At 56.9% G+C, this 19,847-nt stretch carries 20 protein-coding genes; 4 read left to right on the top strand and 16 right to left on the bottom strand.

What is annotated here, in order from left to right:
• Positions 1–189: 189 nt before the first annotated feature.
• From ACQY4Z_RS23705 to nagZ, 11 genes are all read right to left on the bottom strand, one after another.
• Positions 190–720 (bottom strand): hypothetical protein, encoded by a 531-nt coding sequence (locus tag ACQY4Z_RS23705; RefSeq protein ID WP_428525380.1) that lies wholly within the window; start codon positions 718–720, stop codon positions 190–192.
• Complete coding sequence (locus tag ACQY4Z_RS23700; RefSeq protein WP_420337552.1) at positions 681–1,373, bottom strand: protein-L-isoaspartate(D-aspartate) O-methyltransferase; 693 nt, start codon at positions 1,371–1,373, stop codon at positions 681–683. Before ACQY4Z_RS23700 ends, ACQY4Z_RS23705 begins: the two co-directional genes overlap by 40 nt.
• Positions 1,374–1,600: 227 nt before the next feature.
• A complete protein-coding gene (surE, locus tag ACQY4Z_RS23695; protein ID WP_133947238.1) occupies positions 1,601–2,359 on the bottom strand; it encodes a 5'/3'-nucleotidase SurE in 759 nt (252 codons plus the stop codon).
• A 48-nt stretch (positions 2,360–2,407) separates the two neighbouring features.
• Positions 2,408–3,688, bottom strand: coding sequence for a serine--tRNA ligase (serS, locus tag ACQY4Z_RS23690; RefSeq protein WP_428525377.1), 1,281 nt, complete (start codon positions 3,686–3,688; stop codon positions 2,408–2,410).
• A 68-nt stretch (positions 3,689–3,756) separates the two neighbouring features.
• On the bottom strand, positions 3,757–4,557 hold the full coding sequence (gene tatC, locus ACQY4Z_RS23685) for a twin-arginine translocase subunit TatC (protein WP_133947233.1): 801 nt from the start codon (positions 4,555–4,557) through the stop codon (positions 3,757–3,759).
• Entirely contained in the window at positions 4,554–4,970 is a 417-nt protein-coding gene (gene tatB, locus ACQY4Z_RS23680; RefSeq protein WP_133947231.1) for a Sec-independent protein translocase protein TatB, read from the bottom strand. Before tatB ends, tatC begins: the two co-directional genes overlap by 4 nt.
• A 41-nt stretch (positions 4,971–5,011) precedes the next feature.
• On the bottom strand, positions 5,012–5,236 hold the full coding sequence (locus ACQY4Z_RS23675) for a twin-arginine translocase TatA/TatE family subunit (RefSeq protein ID WP_428525374.1): 225 nt from the start codon (positions 5,234–5,236) through the stop codon (positions 5,012–5,014).
• A gap of 144 nt (positions 5,237–5,380) precedes the next feature.
• Positions 5,381–6,496, bottom strand: coding sequence for an ABC transporter ATP-binding protein (locus ACQY4Z_RS23670; protein WP_209175422.1), 1,116 nt, complete (start codon positions 6,494–6,496; stop codon positions 5,381–5,383).
• Entirely contained in the window at positions 6,496–7,206 is a 711-nt protein-coding gene (gene scpB, locus ACQY4Z_RS23665) for an SMC-Scp complex subunit ScpB (RefSeq protein WP_209175418.1), read from the bottom strand. Before scpB ends, ACQY4Z_RS23670 begins: the two co-directional genes overlap by 1 nt.
• Positions 7,199–8,038: a segregation and condensation protein A gene (locus tag ACQY4Z_RS23660; RefSeq protein WP_209002205.1), complete on the bottom strand. Its 840-nt coding sequence runs from the start codon at positions 8,036–8,038 to the stop codon at positions 7,199–7,201. The genes scpB and ACQY4Z_RS23660 overlap by 8 nt, the downstream gene beginning before the upstream one ends.
• Before the next feature lie 11 nt (positions 8,039–8,049).
• Complete coding sequence (nagZ, locus tag ACQY4Z_RS23655) at positions 8,050–9,069, bottom strand: beta-N-acetylhexosaminidase (protein ID WP_428525371.1); 1,020 nt, start codon at positions 9,067–9,069, stop codon at positions 8,050–8,052.
• A gap of 128 nt (positions 9,070–9,197) precedes the next feature.
• Here nagZ and ACQY4Z_RS23650 point away from each other — a divergent pair, with 128 nt between their 5' ends.
• Positions 9,198–10,211: an alpha/beta hydrolase gene (locus tag ACQY4Z_RS23650; RefSeq protein WP_428525369.1), complete on the top strand. Its 1,014-nt coding sequence runs from the start codon at positions 9,198–9,200 to the stop codon at positions 10,209–10,211.
• Positions 10,212–10,215: 4 nt separating this feature from the next.
• Here the strand turns inward: ACQY4Z_RS23650 and ACQY4Z_RS23645 are convergent, their stop codons facing one another.
• Complete coding sequence (locus ACQY4Z_RS23645; RefSeq protein WP_428525367.1) at positions 10,216–11,118, bottom strand: DMT family transporter; 903 nt, start codon at positions 11,116–11,118, stop codon at positions 10,216–10,218.
• Positions 11,119–11,257: 139 nt separating this feature from the next.
• Between ACQY4Z_RS23645 and ACQY4Z_RS23640 the strand changes: the two genes are divergently transcribed.
• Positions 11,258–12,175 (top strand): LysR family transcriptional regulator, encoded by a 918-nt coding sequence (locus ACQY4Z_RS23640; RefSeq protein WP_428525365.1) that lies wholly within the window; start codon positions 11,258–11,260, stop codon positions 12,173–12,175.
• A gap of 52 nt (positions 12,176–12,227) precedes the next feature.
• Here ACQY4Z_RS23640 and ACQY4Z_RS23635 read toward each other — a convergent pair whose 3' ends face one another.
• From ACQY4Z_RS23635 to ACQY4Z_RS23625, 3 genes are all read right to left on the bottom strand, one after another.
• Entirely contained in the window at positions 12,228–14,372 is a 2,145-nt protein-coding gene (locus ACQY4Z_RS23635) for an SPOR domain-containing protein (protein ID WP_428525363.1), read from the bottom strand.
• A 498-nt stretch (positions 14,373–14,870) separates the two neighbouring features.
• Complete coding sequence (argS, locus tag ACQY4Z_RS23630) at positions 14,871–16,640, bottom strand: arginine--tRNA ligase (RefSeq protein ID WP_428525361.1); 1,770 nt, start codon at positions 16,638–16,640, stop codon at positions 14,871–14,873.
• A gap of 98 nt (positions 16,641–16,738) precedes the next feature.
• Entirely contained in the window at positions 16,739–17,977 is a 1,239-nt protein-coding gene (locus ACQY4Z_RS23625) for a deoxyguanosinetriphosphate triphosphohydrolase (RefSeq protein ID WP_428525359.1), read from the bottom strand.
• Positions 17,978–18,106: 129 nt separating this feature from the next.
• On the opposite strand from ACQY4Z_RS23625, the gene ACQY4Z_RS23620 reads away from it, so the two are divergent.
• Both ACQY4Z_RS23620 and xth read left to right on the top strand, forming a co-directional pair.
• The gene (locus ACQY4Z_RS23620) at positions 18,107–18,448 is read left to right on the top strand and encodes a HesB/IscA family protein (protein ID WP_428525357.1); all 342 of its coding nucleotides are present in this window, start codon (positions 18,107–18,109) and stop codon (positions 18,446–18,448) included.
• 135 nt (positions 18,449–18,583) lie between these two features.
• The gene (xth, locus tag ACQY4Z_RS23615) at positions 18,584–19,366 is read left to right on the top strand and encodes an exodeoxyribonuclease III (RefSeq protein WP_428525355.1); all 783 of its coding nucleotides are present in this window, start codon (positions 18,584–18,586) and stop codon (positions 19,364–19,366) included.
• Positions 19,367–19,671: 305 nt separating this feature from the next.
• Here xth and ACQY4Z_RS23610 read toward each other — a convergent pair whose 3' ends face one another.
• Complete coding sequence (locus ACQY4Z_RS23610; RefSeq protein WP_428525353.1) at positions 19,672–19,815, bottom strand: hypothetical protein; 144 nt, start codon at positions 19,813–19,815, stop codon at positions 19,672–19,674.
• Positions 19,816–19,847 lie beyond the last annotated feature (32 nt).

Genomic DNA, 19,847 nt, shown 5'->3' with positions numbered 1-19,847 from the left:
TTTTGCGCAGGATGATCTTTTTGGTGCTGCAGACTGTAAGTTCGCCCATAGCAATTCGGAAAACTCATGAAATAGTCTTCGAGCGGCAATTCATCCGCCAACGGCGACCCCATTCCACAAACCAAGGCAGAAACAAGGACCAAGTGTCTTTTCAACTGCAACAGCATCTTGTGCTCCTCCTATTTCGCCTTAGCAGGAATGGGCTGGCTCCAGTCCGGTATCCAGAAACCGAAAATCCAATCGCTGACCGCTGTTTCCTTCCACCACAACATTGAGCCCGGTGTTGTCATTGACCCACCGTCCAGAAATTGATCCGGCGACCGCGTCGCAACTTGACCCGAGATAAACGATTTCCTTTGCCGCCAGAATATTTCCAGTAAAGCCGTCTCCGCCCGTGAACTCGAAACGGTACTTATCGATCAGGGACGTGAGGACATAACCGTTGGGATTGGATTGAATTGAATACAACAGACCGTCACCACCAATGGCGATGAATTCAACACCTGCTGCATATGAGGGCAATTGTTTTTCGACCCAGTCTTCTGCAAGAGAAGGACTTACAAGGCCCAGAAAACATGTAATCAAAATAGAAAAACGCTGACACACCATACCATCCCCCAAATACGGTTTCATTCGTATCATGACGCAACGGCAGCAACAACATGCGCCATAACGGGGTTCTAAAGATGTTGAGCAACACCAGGCATCAGGGAAACCCATCGGACTTCCGCCACTGTCTTGCTTGCGCCGATGCTCTCGGCTTTGGTGATCCGCACGAGCGATTGGGCTTTTCCCGGCGGGCCCAATGGAGCGATCAAAATGCCATCCGGTCTAAGCTGCGCGATCAAAGTATCGGGTATTTCCGAGACTGCCCCGTTCAGAACAATCCGGTCAAAGGGGGCTTTCTTCTCAAGACCCGAGAGCCCATCCCTGTGTTCCAGCGATACGTTTGTCTGTTTCAAGGCCGCTAGGCGTTGATCCGCCAGCTTGAGAAGGGTCTGATATCGGTCAAGACTGTAAACATGCCGGACAAGCTGTGAGAGGATTGCAGTCTGGTACCCGGACCCCGTGCCGACCTCCAAAACCGTTTGATCTGACTGCAAGTCGAGAAGCTGGAGCGCAAACGCAACCTCGCTTGGCGCGGTCATGGTCTGCCCGCACTCCATTGGAAGTGCGGTGTCTTCGTAAGCCAGATTGTGATAGCGGGCCGCAAGAAAAAGCCGTCGTGGCAGACGTTCAATGGCAGACAGAATGTTCACGGAGGCTATGCCGCGCTGACGCAAGCCAAGCACCAGGGCCGCACGCGCCTCCGCTTCATCCGGCAAGTTCGATTGCGTTGCCCGGTCGTCATCACCGGGAACGAATGCGGCCATTCACGCGTTCTCCATTACCCGCCCCCGGGAGACCAGTTTGCCGCCAGACATCCCTGGCAGCCTGCAGATGGGTCAACCATGAGAGATTCTCACCGTCACCCTGTCCTCATACTGACCGACCCGAGCGCAAAGACACAATGGCCGTTCCGGTGTGGCGCCCTGTTTTCCCGGTTAAAGAACGTCTTGGGCACTCATCACAAAAGGAGACGTCGCAGCAAAAAAGGAAATCAGCCAAGACTGTCCGCCAATCGACCGACGAGATCATGCGCCGTCAGATCGATCCGCAGCGGGGTCACGGAGACATAACCATCGGCAACGGCGTGAAGATCAGAGTTATCCAGAACAGATTTGCCACGGTCCTGGAATTTCAGCCAGTAGTAAGGATTGCCGCGACCATCCGTCCGCTCATCAATGGACAGGCCGCTTTGTTCATGATGCCCCTGCACCGTGACCTTCACGCCCTTAACCGCATCGGCGGGCCCAACCGGGAAATTGACATTCAAGAGGGAGTATGGCGGCAGGTCGAAGGTCATCAGTTTCTTGAAGAGTTCCGGCGCATGCGCCTCCGCGACACCGTAATCCGGCTCTGACTTCGGATTCCAGCTGTAGGCCTGGGAAACCGCGATCGAGCGGATGCCGAGGATTGCAGCTTCCATCGCCCCTGCCACTGTCCCTGAATAGGTGACGTCTTCTGCAAGGTTCTGCCCGCGGTTTATCCCAGACAACACCAGGTCCGGCAGACCCGGAAGCACCTTACGGCAGCCCATGATCACGCAATCGGTCGGAGTGCCTTTCACAGCGAAATGCCGGTCGTCGATCTGGCGGAGGCGAAGCGGATCTCCAAGGGTCAGTGAATGCGCCACGCCACTTTGATCCGTCTCCGGCGCGATCACCCACACATCGTCGGAGAGTGTCTTTGCGATCCGCTCAAGAGCGTAAAGCCCGGAAGAGTGAATGCCGTCGTCATTGGTGATCAAAATGCGCATGAAAAATCCGTTCTTGGCCAAAAGGTAGGGGTTTAGGGCCTGATGCCCTTAACCGATTTTTTCCAAACCGCCCATATAGGGCCGCAGGACGTCCGGCACAGTGATTGAGCCGTCCGCGTTTTGATAATTTTCAAGAACAGCGATCAACGCACGCCCGACCGCGATCCCGGATCCATTCAGCGTGTGGACATGCACAGGCTGCTTGGAATCGGCAGGACGGAAGCGCGCATTCATGCGCCGGGCCTGAAAATCACCACAAACGGAACAAGACGAAATTTCACGGAACGTGTCCTGCCCCGGCAACCAGACTTCGATGTCATAAGTCTTGCGGGCCCCGAAGCCCATATCGCCAGTACACAGCGTCATTACCCGGTAATGGAGGCCGAGTTTCTGAAGGATCATCTCGGCGCAACCAAGCATCCGCTCCAATTCATTGAGCGACTCTTCCGGTGTTGTGACAGACACCAGCTCGCATTTCTGGAACTGATGCTGACGCAACATGCCCCGGGTATCCCGGCCCGCAGAACCAGCTTCAGACCGGAAACAATAGGTCAAAGCGGTAACACGCAGCGGCAGTTGATCCTCGGACATGATCTCTCCGGCCACCAGATTGGTCAGCGGGACTTCAGCGGTCGGGATCAGGTAGTGATCAGTTGTGGTCTTGAAGAGATCTTCTTCAAATTTTGGCAACTGGCCGGTGCCATAGAGCGGATCGCTGTGAACCAACAGCGGTGGCGAGACTTCCGTGTAGCCGTTTTCCTGCGTGTGCATATCGATCATGAACTGACCGAGCGCCCGCTCCAGCCGCGCTATCTGGCCTTTCAGAATGACAAAACGCGAGCCGGACAACTTGGCAGCGGTGGAGAAGTCCATCCCACCAAGCTCTTCACCAAGTTCGTAATGCTCCTTCGGCGCTTCATTGAAGGTGAACGCCGGTTTGTCGCCATGGGTCCGATAAAGCACATTGTCCGCTTCATCCGCGCCTTCCGGGACATCATCGTGCGGAAGGTTCGGAATGACGGCCATCGCCTCTTCCAGAGCTGCGATCAGCTTGCGTTCTTCTTCCTCACCGGACTGGATGAAGGCCTTGATCTGAGCGACTTCGTCGATCAGCTCTTGAGCTCGGGCTTCATCTCCGGAGCCTTTGGCCTTGCCGATTTCTTTGGAGGCCGCGTTGCGCCGTTCCTGGGCTTCCTGCAGCTTGGTGATGTGGGAGCGACGGGAATCGTCCAAGGCAATCAAATTGGCAGCAGAAGGCTCATAGCCCCGCTTTGCCAAAGCCTTGTCAAAGGCATCTGCGTTTTCCCGGATCCATTTGATATCAAACATCTTCGCTTCCCGAACGGCGGTCTTTGTCTAAGGACTGGCCGCCGCGGGACGAAGACTAAGCTTTAGATTTATGCCGCAGCATCCTCAGCTTCACGCTCGGCCTCACGTTCCGCGCGCTTTTTCTCCACCATCCGGACGGACAGAATGGAGACTTCGTAGAGAAGCAACGTTGGCAGCGCAAGACCGATCTGCGAGATCGGGTCCGGTGGTGTCAAAATAGCCGCAGCCGCAAAGGCACCAACGATCGCGTATTTGCGTTTCTGCTTGAGACCTTCAGCCGTCACCATGCCTGCGCGGCCCAAAAGCGTCAGGATCACCGGCAACTGGAATACGAGACCGAAAGCGAAAATCAGGATCATGATCAGACCGAGATATTCACTTACCTTTGCGAGGTGTTCGATCGCCACCTGGCCCGACCCGCCGGTTTGCTCCATCGACAGGAAGAAGCCCATCGCCATCGGCATGACAAGGAAATAAACCAGACACGCACCAATTAGGAACAAAATAGGTGTGGCAACCAGGAACGGCAGGAAAGCGCCACGCTCATGTTTGTAAAGACCCGGTGCCACAAACATGTAGACCTGGCTGGCAATCACCGGGAACGCCAGAAACAAGGCACCGAAAAGCGCAAGTTTCAGTTGCGTGAAGAACCACTCCTGCGGGGCCGTGAAGATCATCTTCACGTGCTCCGGGTCCGGCGCGGCACGCAGGTACGGCACAGTCAGGATGTTGTAGATGTCGGTGGCGAAATAGAAGCAGATCACGAACATCGCCAGGATGGCCGCGATGGACCACATCAACCGCTGGCGCAGTTCGATCAAATGCTCGATCAAGGGCGCCTTTGAGGCGTCGATATCTTCCTGGCTCATGCCTTGGCTTCTTCCGTCACCGGCGCTTCCTCCGGCGCAGCGGGTTTCGCCGCCGAGGCTGCCGGCGTTTCAGCCGGTTTGCTCTCAGGCTTCGGGTCTGTATCCGCTTTTGCCGCTGGTTTTGCCGGAGGGGTCTTCTTGGCCGCATCCTCTTCTATCGACTTCTTCAAGTCGCCAAGTGGATTGAAGTTTGCGGCTTCCTCGACCTGTTTCTTCATGTCGGCGATATCGGCCTGCTGCTCTGCTTCGCGCAGGGCTTCATTGAACGTCGACTGAAACTCACGCGACATCCGGCGCATCTTGCCCATTGTCTGGCCAAGGGTGCGCAACATACGCGGCAAGTCTTTCGGCCCTACGACGATGATCGCGATACAGGCGATCACCAAGAGCTCCGTCCAACCAATATCGAACATAGGTACTTTCGCCCCTTAAGGAGACGCGACGCAGATGAAGATCAGCTCGCTTTGGTCTGATCTTCCGCCTTGGCGGACTTCACGGTCTCACCGCTCTCATGATCGATGGTCTTGGGAGCATCGGCGGTATCGTCTTCAGCCATTCCCTTTTTGAAGCTTTTGATTCCCTTGGCGACATCGCCCATCAACTCGGAAATCTTGCCACGTCCGAACAGCAAAACCACCACGACTGCGATGATCAAAATCTGCCAGATACTAATACCCATACGCCAAACTCCTGATAACCGGCTTCCTCGCCCTTGGAGCCCTTGTACAAAACTGGCTCCTTGCCTGCAACAATACATGCCGGAATGTTTCTGTACTCCTAGACAGAAGGATAAGCCGGAGAATTATTCTTCCCTGATTTGGGGTCACGACCGCGGAAAGACAAGGACATCCTTGGGATCAGTGGTCACGCCTACGTCCATGCCCTGCTCCCATTCGCACCCGGCCCGCACGCGCGCCTGCAAAGGTTGGTCGAGACCTTCAACTATAATTGTCAGCAAATCGACTTCTCCGACGAATCGTTTTGACTGGATTCGCCCCCTCACGCCGCACAAGCCGGCCTTGCCAAGAAGAATGCCCTGCGGACGAATGCAGACATCGGCAGATCCCTGGTTCATCCCGGTCGAGGCAACAATACCGAGCGGTGTCTCAACACCGGACGACGTCACCCTGCCTTCGATTTGATTGAGTTCGGAAAAGAACCGGGCGGCGAACAAGTCGGCCGGGTTATTATAGAGCTCGGCCGCGGTCCCGTGCTGAACGAGTTCCCCGCGCCGCATCAACGCGATCTGGTCCCCCATGCGCATGGCCTCTTCCGGATCGTGGGTCACAATGATGCAGGTGGCGCGTGTCTCGCGGATCACCGCCAGCGTTTCATCACGTACGCTGTCGCGCAGGCGTTTATCGAGACCTGAAAACGGTTCATCCATCAAAAGGATGCCCGGTCGCGGCACCAAGGCCCGGGCAAGCGCAACACGCTGCTGCTCACCGCCCGACAAGGCATGCGGGTAGTCTTCGGCGTAATCGGCCAGGCCCACCCGGCGCAAGGCCGTCAATGCGGCCGCACTCGCCGCTTCCTTGCCGAGCTTCTTGATGCCGAACACCACGTTGTCCAGGATCGTCATATGCGGAAAAAGAGCATAGTCCTGAAACATCAGACCGATACCGCGCCGTTCTGGCGGGACAAATGTCTGCGGCCCGGCGATTTCCTTGCCGTTGATCAGGACCCGGCCCGCGCTTTGCCGTTCTATCCCGGCTGCAATGCGCATCAACGTCGTCTTGCCACAGCCGGAATGGCCGAGCAGGCACAAGATTTCACCCGGCGCAATCGAGAGGCTCAGGTTCCGGACAGACGGCACACCCTCATAGTCATGAGAAATATTCTCGAAGACCAGGCCTGCGGCTATCGTGGCGCTGGCTGACCCGCGCGCGCCCCACGTTTTCGGACCGCCATTCCAATTGGATTCGTTGGATTTGAACATCAGCTACCGGCAGTCTCATCCGTTTCTTCATCGAACAATGTGCCGTCCTCTAAAGGATCTTCGTCTTCGGTCAAGGCAGCATCGTCACTTGGTGTTGGCACCAGGAAGGACGCCGGGATCGCGCTATCAAGCAACCCTGCCCCTTTCAACTCTTCCAGCCCTGGCAGATCCTTGACGTTTTCCAGACCGAAATGGATCAGAAACTGCTCGGTTGTTCCGTAAGTGACCGGACGTCCCGGGGTTCGCCTGCGGCCGCGCATCCGGATCCAGGTTGTTTCCAAAAGGACATCCAGCGTTCCCTTTGATGTCGATACGCCGCGAATTTCTTCAATTTCGGCCCGCGTTACCGGTTGGTGATACGCGATGATGGCCAGGGTCTCAAGCGCTGCGCGCGACAGTTTGCGTTGTTCCTCAACGTTCCGGTGCATCAAATAGCTGAGATCTTCCGCTGTCCGGAAACACCACTTGCCCGCAAGCCGAACCACATTGACACCGCGCGGCGCATACATTTCCTGCAGCGCTTCGAGCAACCCGAGCACATCGGTTCCCTCCGGCAAACGGAGTGTCAGCTCTTCAAGCGACAATGGTTCGGACGAGGCAAACAAAAGTGCTTCCACCATCCGGAGGCCGCTAAGATCCTCAGAGGCCTTTTGGGGTGCTGCGCCCAAATCCGCACCGCCCTCCAAATGAAGCTGTTCCAGCTCAGACATCTTGGTCCGGTTCCTGTTCTAGGGCGCGAATGTAGACCGGTGAAAACGGCTCTCCCTGGCGGATTTCGACCTGTCCCTCTCTAACCATTTCAAGGCTGGCGGAAAAGCTGCTTGCCACGACCGTCGCCCAATCCTTGTTGTCATAAAGGTAATCGCGAAGGTAGGCATTCAAAGGGGTCCATTCACTGACCCGGCCGACGAGCTTGGTCAGCAGCTCCCGCGCCTCCTGGAGTGACCAGACTGTTCTGCGTAAAACCCGGACAGATGTAACAGACTGACGCTGGCGCTGCGTGGCGTAGGCCGACAGGAGGTCGTAGACAGAGGCATCCCAGATGCTTTTGTGGACGACGGACATGGTCTCAGGTTCACCCCGAAAAAACACATCGCGCCCTGCCCGGCTGCGGGCCAGCAGTTTTTCAGAAACCTCCCGCATGGCCTCAAGTCGGCGCAACCGAAAGGCAAGCGCTGCGGCCAATTCCTCACCTGTGGGCTCGTCCTCGTCCTTTTGTTCGGGAAGCAAAAGACGGGATTTCAAATAGGCCAGCCAGGCGGCCATCACCAAATAGTCCGCGGCGAGTTCAAGACGCATCCGGCGGGCCTCGGTCACAAACTCCAGATACTGCTCAACCAAGGCCAGGATCGAGATCTTGGCGAGATCCACCTTTTGCGTGCGCGCAAGACCGAGAAGCAGATCAAGCGGCCCCTCAAAACCGTCGACATCCACAACCAGCTGCGGATCGGACGTCGCCCGTTCCTCGCTCGTATGCACCGCGCTCAGAAGGTCAAATGACTTGTCTGGCGCGGATGCGGGTTGTGTGTCCTGCTCCGCCATTTGGTGTCCCGTTACACTCCCGCCCAGCCGGTCAGGGATTGAAACTCTGCCCAGGCCTTGTCTGCATCAAAACCTTTCTCCAACGGTTTATATCCAGCCAAAGCCGTGTTGCAGCGCTCCAGCGAACGCCCAGCAAGGATCGGCGCGACATCCGCAACGGCCTGCATTTCTGTCATATCGCCATTGCAGTGGAGCACGACATCGCATCCGGCATCCCAGATTTTTTTGGACCGGCTCGACACATCACCGCCGAGCGCTTTCATGGAGATGTCATCGCTCATAAGACAGCCATCGAAGCCAATTTCATCACGGATAATCCCTTTTATGACCGCACTGCTCTGCGTTCCCGGATTTTCTGCGTCTATGCTCTCATAAAGCAAGTGTGCGGTCATACCCAGGGAGATATCTGAAAGTGCCTTGAATGGCGGGAAATCCACAGCTTCCAGTGCCTTTGTGTCATCCGTGACCCGTGGCAGTTCAAGATGACTGTCCACCTTGGCGCGGCCATGCCCCGGAATATGTTTGATGACAGGAAGAACACCCCCGGCGATCGCGCCGTTGATCATCTCGCGTCCGAGGATAGCAACAGTCTCCGGATCATCTGAAAGCGCGCGATCTCCGATCGCATCGACGGTGTCAGGAAACCGCACATCAAGGCACGGCAAACAGTCGATTGTAATTCCGACCTCGGATAGATCTGCAGCAATCAGCTGCGCGCCCAGGAACGCCGCCCGTTTTCCAGCGGCCTCATCCGTCTTGTAGAGATCTCCGAAAAGCTTGGGTGCTGGATATTTGCGCCAATGCGGCGGCCGTAGCCGTTGCACCCGGCCGCCTTCCTGATCGACAAGCACCGGCGCATCTGCCCGGCCGACAGCATCTCGAAAAGTCCGGGTCAATTCGCGAACCTGATCCGGACTCTCGACATTCCGGGCAAACAGGATCAGTCCCCAGGGATTATGCCCTTTGAAAAACGCTTGTTCAGCAGCGGAGAGAATTGTGCCGGCGCAGCCGGAAATAAAGGCTTTGATCATGATCATCGCTTACCGGCACCACCCCTGCCCGTCAAGAAAGGTCCGGTTCCCCGGCAAGCGCACTTGCGCTCAGGATGCGAACTTGCAATCTAAATCTACGAATCCTCTTTCAAATGGAGTTGCTTTCCATGCGCGCGCGCCATGACATTCCGGCAGGCACTTTGCACCGGATTTCCGTCACATCTGAAATCCTGACCCAAAACCGGCTTGGCGACCCGGCAACGCGCGAAATGGTCGTTTATGTCCCACATGGACATGACGGCACTGGGCTGCCGCTTCTGGTGGATATCGTTGGCTATACGTCCGGCGGCCCGGCGCATGCGAACTGGAAGAATTTTGGCGAAAACGTTCCGGAGCGCTTGGATCGGCTGATCCATGATGGCGCACTCCCCCCGGTTGTTGTCGCCTTCCCGGACTGTTTCACGCGTCTTGGCGGCAACCAGTATATCGACAGCACAGCCATGGGACCTTGGGCAACGTGGCTCACCACGGACATGCTCCAAGCTGTCGAAGGCCAATTCGGCTGCGGCGGAAACGGCAAACGCGGATTGTTCGGAAAATCATCCGGCGGTTACGGCGCCATTGTTCACGCCATGAAACACGCTGACGTCTGGTCCGCAGCGGCTTGTCACTCAGGAGATATGGCGTTTGAACTCTGTTACTTGCCGGAAATGCCAAGTGCGCTGCGGGCAATCCAGAAACATGGGTCAATTGAGGCCTTTGTGCGCTGGTTTGAAGCCGGACCAAAGTATCCCGGCGGCGCGTTGCATGACCTAATGACCTTCGCAATGGCAGCCACCTACGATCCAGATCCGTCGCCGGACACCTTCTGCGGGATTCGCTTACCGGTTGACCTTGAGACCTGCGAAATCATTGAAGACCGCTGGAATGCCTGGCTGTCCTGGGATCCTGTGCAAATGGTCGAGGCACATACAGATGCCTTGAAATCCATGAAGGGGCTCTGGATCGATTGCGGATACATCGACCAATACAATCTGGTCTATGGCGCACGCCGTTTGAAACAGAAGCTTGAGGCCGCCGGTGTTGACCACGTTTACGAGGAGTTCAACGACACCCACTCGTCGATTGACTACCGGATGGACGAGAGCCTGCCGTTTCTTGCAAATGCGCTTCTGAAGTAGGCACCTACCGGCCCAGGCGGAGGGTCAAGACCGCGCCCCCGGCCAGGATCAGAAGCGCGCCAACGAGGGCTTCAGGTCCCGGCACTTCGCCCCAAACGGCATAACCAAACAGGGCCGAGAGCACCACCGTGGCGTAAAAAGCGGGGGCAAGTGTTGCTGCGCCAGCACGTCGGTAGGCTGAAATGTTGAAAGACTGGCCGACAATTGCGAGCGGACCAAGCCAGGCGAACGCAAGCAGATCGCTCACCGCAATGCCGTCTCTGGCGATCAGCCAAATCACCGGCACGGCTAAAAACAACGCTGCAAACACGTTCACATAGGCCAGGATCGTTACTGTATCTTCGCGCTGGGCGATGTAGCGCATGATCAAGCTTTCCGCGGCCATGAAGAGCGCACTTGCAATCGCCGCAATGGCCCCAACGAGCGCCATCTCCGAATTCTGAGCCATACTGTCGGCCGATTGAACGACGAGATAGGCACCGAGCATGCTCAACGCTCCGGCGATCCAATGTTTGCCGGTCACCAGCTCTTTCAGGATCAACCCGGCCAGGGCAATCGCGAAGATGCCTTTTGTCAATCCAATTGCGGTCGCATCCGCAAGCGGCATCACGGACGCTGCATAGACCGCACAGGCCAAGCCTCCTACACCGCACACCGCTCGCATCAAGTGGAGTTTCCATAAGGGACTTAACTGCTTGTGGAGCTGAACGTTTTTCACGCTGGCAACAAACAAGATGGTTGCGGCCCCGCCGGCAAACCGAAGCCAAACGAGTGCAACGATTGGCAACACACCGCCTGCCAGTTTCCCGGCCGCGAAAATCGGTGTGAAGGCTGACATTCCCAGCAGCGCCAGAAACAGTGCCGCTGGGATATTCTCGCGCTGGCCGATAGCGGCAGATGGTGTCACGGCGAAGGCTCCAGATCTTGAATGTGATGATTGGGAACTAGCACTCAAAGGTTCGTCGAAACAGATGCCAGTTCCTCATGCGCCCCATGCAAATACGCATATCATTGCTCTTACCTAAGCGAATACGTATACTACGTTCATGAATTGGGATGATCTAAAACTCGTAGACGCTGCGGCTCGCGCACGGTCTTTATCAGGCGCAGCCAAGGCATTGGATATCAGTCAACCGCAGCTCAGCCGGCGCTTGAAAGCATTCGAAGACCGCGTCGGAGCGCGGCTGTTTGACAGAACACCCTCTGGTCTCAAACCCACAGAAGCGGGGCAAAGGCTCATTCCACTTGCCGCAGATATGCGTCAACGTGCGGATGCAGCGGCGCGCATCATGCCAGATCTGGCCGGTGCTTCGCTCAGGGTCGTTCGCGTTGCCGTCGATGAGGTGCGCGCCCGTGTCCTGACAGACATGTATCCTCTTCTGGATGAACGGCTAAAAGACATTGAGCTTGAGCTGATCTCCAGCCACAGCCATGTCGATCATCAAAGCCGCAGCATCGAATTGCAGATCAGAAACTGCCTCCCCGAGACCGATACGCTGATTGCCCGGAAAATCGGCGATCTCGCTTACGGCGTTTATGCCAGCAAATCCTACGCGGCGGCCCGCCCATCTGTTTTTGAAGAAGCCCGGTACTCAGCGTGCAGTTGGCTTGGATTTACGCCGGACGACCTCTGGTATCCGGCCCATAATCGCTGGCTCGCAGAACGCCTGCCCGCGCCACCCAGGCTGCGCACCAACACCATGACCACTATGATGAACATGATTGCGAGCGGATCCGGCCTCGGATTGATTCCGGTCTTCATGGGTGACCGGCATCCAGACCTCGTACGGGTCATGGAACCCTTGCCGGAACTCACAAATCCGGAGCACATCATCGTTCACCGCGATGTCCGGCGTGAACCTGCCGTCCGTCTGGCGATCGACGCTATTTCGGATGTTTACCGGCACATGGCCCCGCACCTTCTCGGTTTGCAGAGCCAAGTCAAAATGACAGCCGCCGAATAAAAAATGGCCGGAAAACCCGGCCATGTTAATTGTTGTATTGGTGCGCCCGGGTCTATTGCCTGCGGACAAAACAGTCGCCGCCAGCGCCTTGCAGCTGTTCACACAACCGGATGGCTTCGTCACGCGATCCCGTCGGGATACGGGCGCGGTAGAAGACCCCCCGATCACCGAGGTCGGCAGCCACAATCACGGCGTTCACGTTCCCGATAATCGACGGGTACCGACGTTGCAGCGAGGAATAGGCATCGCTTGCAGCCGCTGCTGAGCGCTGAGACGTCACCTGAACAATATAGGTTCCACCCGGTATCGTACCAGTGCCAGCAGCCGCTGCGGCCGGAGCTGTAGCCGTAGCGGACGCCGGTTGAGACAAGTTCAGTGGACCATTGTTTTGCGTTGCCGGCGCAGGATTTGTTGCAGCTGCGGGTGCCTGCGCAACTTGCACAGGGGCAGCGGGTTTCTTACGCGGCAGGACAGTTGGAACAGGTCCGGCCGGCTCTTCAACAGGCGCAGCAGGTTCTGCTGCAGCAACGATTGCAGGCGTTGTCGGTGCCGGTGCAGCGGGCTGAGGCGTTCCGGCAGCCGGTTCAGCCTGCGTCGGAGCCGCTGCAGGTTCCGCCGAAGGTGTTGCCGTAATCGGCTGAGTTGCAACAACACGGGGCTCAGCCGGCGCAGGGGCTGCCGGTTGCGCGGTGCCATTAGCTGCTGGGGCAGCATCCTCGCCCGACACTATGGTTCCGTCCGGACGAACAACAACTGTCCGGACCCGCTTGGTTGCTCCAGGAACGAGTTCAGCACCAGATTGAACACCGGCAGGTGCTGGCGGCAAGGAGGCCGGTTCAGGTGTTTCCGGACGCGCGAGCTGTGTCGGCGCATTTTCGTTGCGGCCATCAACGCGATCATAAATCAGCTTGGCGGATTGATTGTTGCCGGCAGACGGATCCTGCTCTTCCGGGAAAATTTTGAGTGGCTCTTGCAGGCCGCTAATCACAGGCGGCGGGCCGTCCGGGACTGCAATCGTGTCGGTATCCAGAAAGAAGAACCCAACAGCGCCAAGCGCTGCGACGCCCAGGACGCCAGCTGCAACAAAAATACCGCGGCGGGAGCGCTCTTCGGCATGCGGAACCGCAGCTTGCTCTGCGCGCGAGTGCGGCGGCAAAACCCCACTGCCCTTCAAGGTTGGGTCGCTCTCCTGCATCGCCCGTGCGACGGCATCGAGATCATAACCTTCCGGCGGCGGCGGCGTATCATCATCCCCAAGGTCGCGAACTGCATCCTCAGCTGCTGGCCACACCATGTCGTCGATGTCATTAGCTGACTGCCGATCCGGAGCCTCGGCAGCATAAGCTGCCGCAGTGGCCTTCGTTTCTGCCGAAGCTTGTGCTGCGGCAGGCTCAGATGATTTATCTGCCGTGCTTTGTTGACGCGCCCGGTCGTCTCGATCCGGAAAATCCAAATCTGCCAGAAGCGTATCGATCCCGCTGATCGATTTCTGATCAGTATCGGATGCCTGCGGTGCACTGCTCGCAGCTGCGCCGCCCTGCGGCGTGGTCAGGGCAGCAAACAAATCATCTTCGTTGATTGCTGGCCGTTGCGGCGCCGGGGCGGACTGCGAAGAGACTTCGGGCTGAATGTCCTGCGCCGGATGTTCAAAAGCCTGCGTAGATGAAGGAGTTTCCGAACCGAATGCCCGACGCGGGTCGCCGGCGCGGCTGACGCTGTCATCCAACGCTGCCGTATCCGGATGGTTTTCAGAACGTACCGGAGCCGGTGCCTGGCTGTAGCTTGCCGAGTGGGCTTGGTACCCGCCAGAATAGTAGCTCGAGTCCGCAGTCGGTTGCTGGGTTTGCGGCGTTGTCTGCGGTTCCGGCGAATCTGGTGCGGGCGCAGTGCGTTGATCGAATGCCTGGTCTTCAGGCGGATCGATGGTCTGACGGAGGGCGCCCTTCAATTCATCCTCAAGTTCAGCGGTCAGATTCTGTTCAAGGTCATTCGCTACAGAGGCTGCCAAGCCTGTTCCAAAATCACGTCCAAAATCTACAGCAGGTCCGCGCGGTTGAGGCGGAGACGATGGTTGGAAGGCTGGTTGCGCTGGCTCTGAGACTGACGGTGTGGGCGCAGTTGGCGCAGGCCGGTTCATCGCGCTTGCAGCTGTGGCTTCAATCGTGTCCAGCTGCGGCACCTGTGGCCAGCCAGGCACATCACCTCTTGGCTCGGCCTGGGCTTGATAGCCAGGCGCAGAGCTATCTGGAGACTGCACTACACTCGGAGTGACAATAGAACTGGGGTCGGGGGCCTGCTGCAGAGCATTGAAACGCTGCGGCTCGCTAGAAAGTGGGGAGTCGGAGCGCAGAATTTCTGGTGATTGCCCGGCGCCGAATACGGGTTCCTGGCGCGGTGGATTGGGATCCGCAGTGGGTTTCGGCTCACTCGCGAAATCATCCAAGTCTGCGAAATAATCAGTGCTTCCAACCCGGCCGCTGCTCACCGGCGCCCCCAATTGCTTGTTATTATGGACAATGCGCGCCAATTCAATCAGCGGATCTTCACCAGACGGCCGATTTCCCCCGGGCTGTGCCGGGGTCTCTGCCGTATCTGGCCGCTTTTTGTCGTATTCGTCTGACATGAGCGCTCTAAAGAACCGGTTTCGTTACGCTACGTTTTATCAATATACCCTGATCACTTCTTACAAGGCATATCAGCGCATTTCCTCAGGAGCTTGTACACCGAGAATCGCCAAGCCTGACGAAAGTACCAAGGATACTGCACGAACCAAAGCAACACGCGCTACGGTTAATTTCGTGTTACTAGAATCAATAAAACGTAAATGAGGCAATTCCTTGCCTCTATTCCAGTGACCGTGCAGTGAACTTGCAAGTTCATGCAGGTAAAACGCGATTCTATGCGGCTCATGGGTGTCGGCTGCAGCTTCGACAACTTTTGGCCACTCGGCCATTTTGCCGATCAATTCAAGCTCTCCGCTGTCATCAAGCAGGGAATAGTCGGCACTCGAGAGTACAGAATCACTCAAATCTTGCCCGGACAGTTCTTCTGCGGCCTGCCGCAAGACAGAACAGCAGCGCGCATGACCATACTGAACATAAAAGACCGGATTGTCCTTGGACTGCTCCGTCACCTTCTTGAAGTCAAAGTCGAGCGGTGCGTCATTCTTCCGGAACAACATCATGAACCGGACCGGATCCGGCCCCACTTCGTCAACCACTTCGCGCAAGGTAATGAAATCACCGGACCGCTTCGACATTTTTACCGGCGCGCCGTCCCGCATCAGCTTCACAAGCTGGCAGAAACGGACGATGACTTCGGTATCGCCGCCGGAAACAGCTTTACCGACCGCTTGCAAACGTTTGGCGTAGCCGCCGTGGTCTGCACCAAGAACGTAGATCGCTTCCTTGAAACCGCGCTGGAACTTGTCCTCGAAATACGCAACGTCGGCAGCAAAATATGTGTAGGACCCATCTGACTTTTTCAGCGCCCGATCGGTATCGTCCCCGAAATCGCTTGCTCGGAAAAGTGTCTGTTCGCGGTCTTCCCAGTCGTCCGGGACCTGGCCCTTGGGCGGCGGAAGTGTACCTTCATACACAAGTCCTTTGGCCCGCAGACCATCGAGCATGTGATCAATCTTTGATCCGTTGCTGCCACTGCGCTCATGCAGAGATCGCTCGGAAAAAAAGACCTCGTGCTCAACACCGAGCGCGGCGAGATCCGAGCGGATTAAATCCAGCATCGCAGCAATCGCCCGTTGCTTGACCTTCGGGAGCCAATCGGCTTCGTCCTGATCGAGCAAATCACTGCCGAATTCGTCCTTCAGCGCCACGCCAACCGGGACGAGGTAATCACCGGGATAAAGGCCTGCCGGGATCTCGCCGATATCTTCGCCGAGTGCCTCGCGATAGCGAAGAAAAGCACTGCGGGCGAGCGTGTCGATCTGAGAGCCGGCGTCATTGATGTAGTATTCTTTGACCACTTCATTGCCGGCAAATGCCAGCAAATTGGCAAGCGCATCGCCAACCACGGCACCGCGGATATGTCCGACATGCATCGGTCCGGTCGGGTTCGCGGAGACATATTCGACATTCACCTTGGAAGGATCAGCGGTCTTCGTGCCGCCATAACCAAGGCCTTCCGCAAGAATGCTCCCAAGTATCTTCTGCCAGACACTCTGATCGACCCGCAGATTGATAAATCCAGGACCAGCGACCGTGGTTTCGGTAATTTCCGGGTCTTTTGAGAGCTCGGCAACCAAACGCTCGGCCAGATCGCGTGGCTTCATGCCGAGCGGCTTTGCAAGAACCATTGCCGCGTTGGTCGCAAAGTCCCCATGAGCCGGATCCCGAGGTGCCTCGACGACAACGCGGGACAGATCTGGCGCATTGCCATCCGGTCCTTTTAATTCAAGCACTTCGAGGCTTTTTTTCACGCGTTGCGTGAACACGGCAAAGATGTTCATTCAGGCACCGGTCAGGGTTGAAACTTCAAACACAACGGCCCCGCACGCGCCAGCGAGAAGCCCTCTGGCGCGGCGGGGATCCGATTTTGACCCTGCGCCTACCCCAAATCCGGTGTGTCGTCAAACAGTCTGCGGTGTTCTTCGATCGCATAACGATCAGTCATGCCAGCGATATAATCACATACGCGCCGGGCCCTGCTGGTCTCGTCAAGGTTCTCCAAGCCCTTGTCCCAAGGGGCTGGCATCAGGTCCGGCTCGGCAAGAAGACGCGCAAACAGATCCCTGACGACACGGGCAACGAGACGGCGGACCGACAAAACATCCTCATGGCGGTAGACCCGCGCGAACAAGAACCGTTTCACTTCCTTTTCGGCCGCTGTCATGGCTGGCGAAAACCCGACCAAGCATTTACCGGCCGAACGCACATCCTCAACGCTTTGCGGATCTAACTCGCTAATATTGCGCACGCCCTCCTGAATAACGTCTTCCACCATCCGGGTAATGCTGCGGCGGACGATCTCGTGGATCCGCCGCGTTTCTTCAAGGCCTGGATACTTGTGGTCCACTTCCGCGAGAATATCTGCCAGAAACGGAACTTCCCGCATGTCGTCGATCGCGAACAGGCCAGCCCGAAGTCCATCGTCAAGATCATGCGCGTCGTAAGCGATGTCATCTGCGATCGCCGCAGCTTGTGCCTCAGCACTCGGCCAGGTTCCAAGCATCAGATCCTGCTGTTTCTGATACTCCCGGATCGCAAAGGGCAATTCGCCATCCTTGAACTTGCCCAGCGGCGCACCTGTTTCATCCACCAACGGACCGTTGTGTTTGACGAGGCCTTCCAGAGTTTCCCACGCAAGGTTCAACCCATCGAACTCCGCATAGCGGTGCTCTAGATGCGTTACGACACGCAAGGACTGGGCGTTATGGTCAAAGCCACCAAAAGGCGCCATGCATTCATGCATGACATCCTCGCCCTCATGGCCGAAAGGTGTGTGTCCAAGGTCATGTGCAAGTGCAAGACACTCTGCGAGATCCTCATCCAGCCGCAGCGCCCGGGCGAGCGAACGGGCGATCTGGGAGACCTCAATCGTGTGCGTCAAACGCGTGCGGAAGTGATCTCCCTCGTGATACACAAAGACCTGTGTCTTGTGCTTGAGACGCCGAAAGGCCGAGGAATGGATGATCCGGTCCCGATCGCGCTGGAAAGGTGTCCGGGTCGGGCTTTCAGGCTCCGGAAAGTGGCGCCCCCGGCTCTTGAACGGGTTTTGAGCATAGACTGCAAGGGATTGCGCCCCGTACCCGATGTCTGCCTGGATTTTCTTCCAATTGTCGTTCACTGCCCGTCCCCTTGAATAACGCACCGGTACTGGCCCAGTTATTGACGCTTGTGCTTCGAGATCTTAACTATCGGGTTAAGTCAATTTTGTCGCGCTAACATTGGCGCAGACACAGCGAGTCAGTAGAAGATGACCGAAACGCTTGAAAATCGAGTAACAGTCAGTGATCGCGCTGCCAAGCGCATTGCCAAGATTTTGTCGGGAGAGGCTGCCGGCAGCATGCTGCGCGTCAGCGTGGAAGGTGGCGGGTGCTCGGGCCTGCAATACAAATACGATGTGGTCGGCGCACAAGAAGACGATGATCTGGTGATCGAGAAATTCGGCGCGACGGTACTGATCGATTCCATCTCCTTACAATACATGGGCGGATCGGAGATCGACTTCGTGGACGATCTGATCGGTCAGGCCTTCCAGATCAACAATCCGCATGCAGTTGCCGGTTGCGGCTGCGGCACGAGCTTTACGATCTAAAAGTCAGCCTGAACCAAGCTGTTCGCTCAGAGACCGAACCGGTCGAATGATAATGGCTGGGCATATTTTCAGAACGTGGGCGACAAACGATCTCCTTCGCATATGATGCGGCGCAGAGAGCGGCGGAGACTTGTTATGAAAATTGCCACCTGGAACATCAACGGCGTCAAGGCTCGGCTGGAAACAGTGCAGGAATGGCTGAAAGAAGCCTCGCCCGATGTTGCTTGTTTTCAGGAGATCAAGTCGGTCGACGAAAACTTTCCGCGCCAGCCGTTTGAAGATCTTGGCTACAACGTCGAAACCCATGGGCAAAAAGGCTTCAACGGTGTCGCCATCCTCTCAAAAACGCCTCTGGAAGACGTTGAACGGCGGCTTCCAGGAAACGACGATGACGAACAGGCACGCTATATCGAAGCAACAGTGACCAACGGAGACGGCGTTGTGCGCTTCGGTTGCCTCTATCTGCCGAACGGCAACCCGCTTGGGACCGAAAAATTTCCCTACAAGCTTGGCTGGATGGACCGGTTGTTGGTCCATGCGGAAAAACGGCTTGCTGAAGAAGTGCCCTTCATTCTCCTGGGCGACTACAATGTCATCCCGGATCCGATCGATGCGAAAAATCCGGAAAACTGGACGGACGATGCTCTTTTTCAACCCGAAAGCCGGCAGAAATTCCGCGCCCTTACGCATCTTGGCATGACCGAAGCCATCCGCGCCTGCACCGAAGCTCCAGAAACGTTCACCTTTTGGGACTATCAGGCCGGAGCCTGGCAGAAAAACAACGGCATCCGCATTGATCACATTTTGATGTCGCCGCAGGCGAACGACAAAATGCTCGGCTGCGGGATCGACAAACATGTTCGCGGCTGGGAAAAGCCGTCCGACCATGTTCCCGTGTGGGTTAAACTCGCCGCCTGAATGCCGATGCCCCCGGTGCCTTTATATCCACTGCATTGAAGAAACTGGCTGGTCTATGCCGTTTGCGATCCTTCGCCGGCATGCTATATTTTCGTTAATGGGATAAAGGACCAAGGCCACTGGCCCGCATCGGCGAAAAGCGGGCATTTCTCCTGGCGCTGCTTCAATCTGCGCGCCCCAAACCTCTTTGCCGCGTTGACTGTGGCACTCTTGTCGAGCGGTTCTCAATACATTTCAACTGAAGTTCAAGCCCAAGAGACGGCCAAACCGAATGTGCCTTGCACGTGCCGTTATCAGGGTGAGGACTACAGCATCGGCGACTCCATCTGCTTGTCCAGCGGCTCCAGCCCCAAAATGGCGACATGTTCGATGGTTCTGAACAATACGTCCTGGAAGATGAGCAACGCCCCCTGCCCGCAAGCCCTGGAGGTTCCGGAGGTATCGCCCATTCAACAGGCGTCACCGGACGATTTGGCGGATA

The organism is Roseibium sp. (assembly GCF_965276855.1).
Classification (GTDB): Bacteria; Pseudomonadota; Alphaproteobacteria; order Rhizobiales; family Stappiaceae; genus Roseibium.
Note: the sequence above shows the minus strand (reverse complement) of the source record. Positions and strands in the feature narration are given on the sequence as shown.

Coding starts and splice junctions, on each gene's coding strand:
- ACQY4Z_RS23705 (WP_428525380.1), bottom strand. CDS start 720: ATGGGTTTCCCTGATGCCTGGTGTTGCTCAACATCTTTAGAACCCCGT.
- ACQY4Z_RS23700 (WP_420337552.1), bottom strand. CDS start 1,373: ATGGCCGCATTCGTTCCCGGTGATGACGACCGGGCAACGCAATCGAAC.
- surE (WP_133947238.1), bottom strand. CDS start 2,359: ATGCGCATTTTGATCACCAATGACGACGGCATTCACTCTTCCGGGCTT.
- serS (WP_428525377.1), bottom strand. CDS start 3,688: ATGTTTGATATCAAATGGATCCGGGAAAACGCAGATGCCTTTGACAAG.
- tatC (WP_133947233.1), bottom strand. CDS start 4,557: ATGAGCCAGGAAGATATCGACGCCTCAAAGGCGCCCTTGATCGAGCAT.
- tatB (WP_133947231.1), bottom strand. CDS start 4,970: ATGTTCGATATTGGTTGGACGGAGCTCTTGGTGATCGCCTGTATCGCG.
- ACQY4Z_RS23675 (WP_428525374.1), bottom strand. CDS start 5,236: ATGGGTATTAGTATCTGGCAGATTTTGATCATCGCAGTCGTGGTGGTT.
- ACQY4Z_RS23670 (WP_209175422.1), bottom strand. CDS start 6,496: ATGTTCAAATCCAACGAATCCAATTGGAATGGCGGTCCGAAAACGTGG.
- scpB (WP_209175418.1), bottom strand. CDS start 7,206: ATGTCTGAGCTGGAACAGCTTCATTTGGAGGGCGGTGCGGATTTGGGC.
- ACQY4Z_RS23660 (WP_209002205.1), bottom strand. CDS start 8,038: ATGGCGGAGCAGGACACACAACCCGCATCCGCGCCAGACAAGTCATTT.
- nagZ (WP_428525371.1), bottom strand. CDS start 9,069: ATGATCAAAGCCTTTATTTCCGGCTGCGCCGGCACAATTCTCTCCGCT.
- ACQY4Z_RS23650 (WP_428525369.1), top strand. CDS start 9,198: ATGCGCGCGCGCCATGACATTCCGGCAGGCACTTTGCACCGGATTTCC.
- ACQY4Z_RS23640 (WP_428525365.1), top strand. CDS start 11,258: ATGAATTGGGATGATCTAAAACTCGTAGACGCTGCGGCTCGCGCACGG.
- argS (WP_428525361.1), bottom strand. CDS start 16,640: ATGAACATCTTTGCCGTGTTCACGCAACGCGTGAAAAAAAGCCTCGAA.
- ACQY4Z_RS23620 (WP_428525357.1), top strand. CDS start 18,107: ATGACCGAAACGCTTGAAAATCGAGTAACAGTCAGTGATCGCGCTGCC.
- xth (WP_428525355.1), top strand. CDS start 18,584: ATGAAAATTGCCACCTGGAACATCAACGGCGTCAAGGCTCGGCTGGAA.
- ACQY4Z_RS23610 (WP_428525353.1), bottom strand. CDS start 19,815: ATGGGCGATACCTCCGGAACCTCCAGGGCTTGCGGGCAGGGGGCGTTG.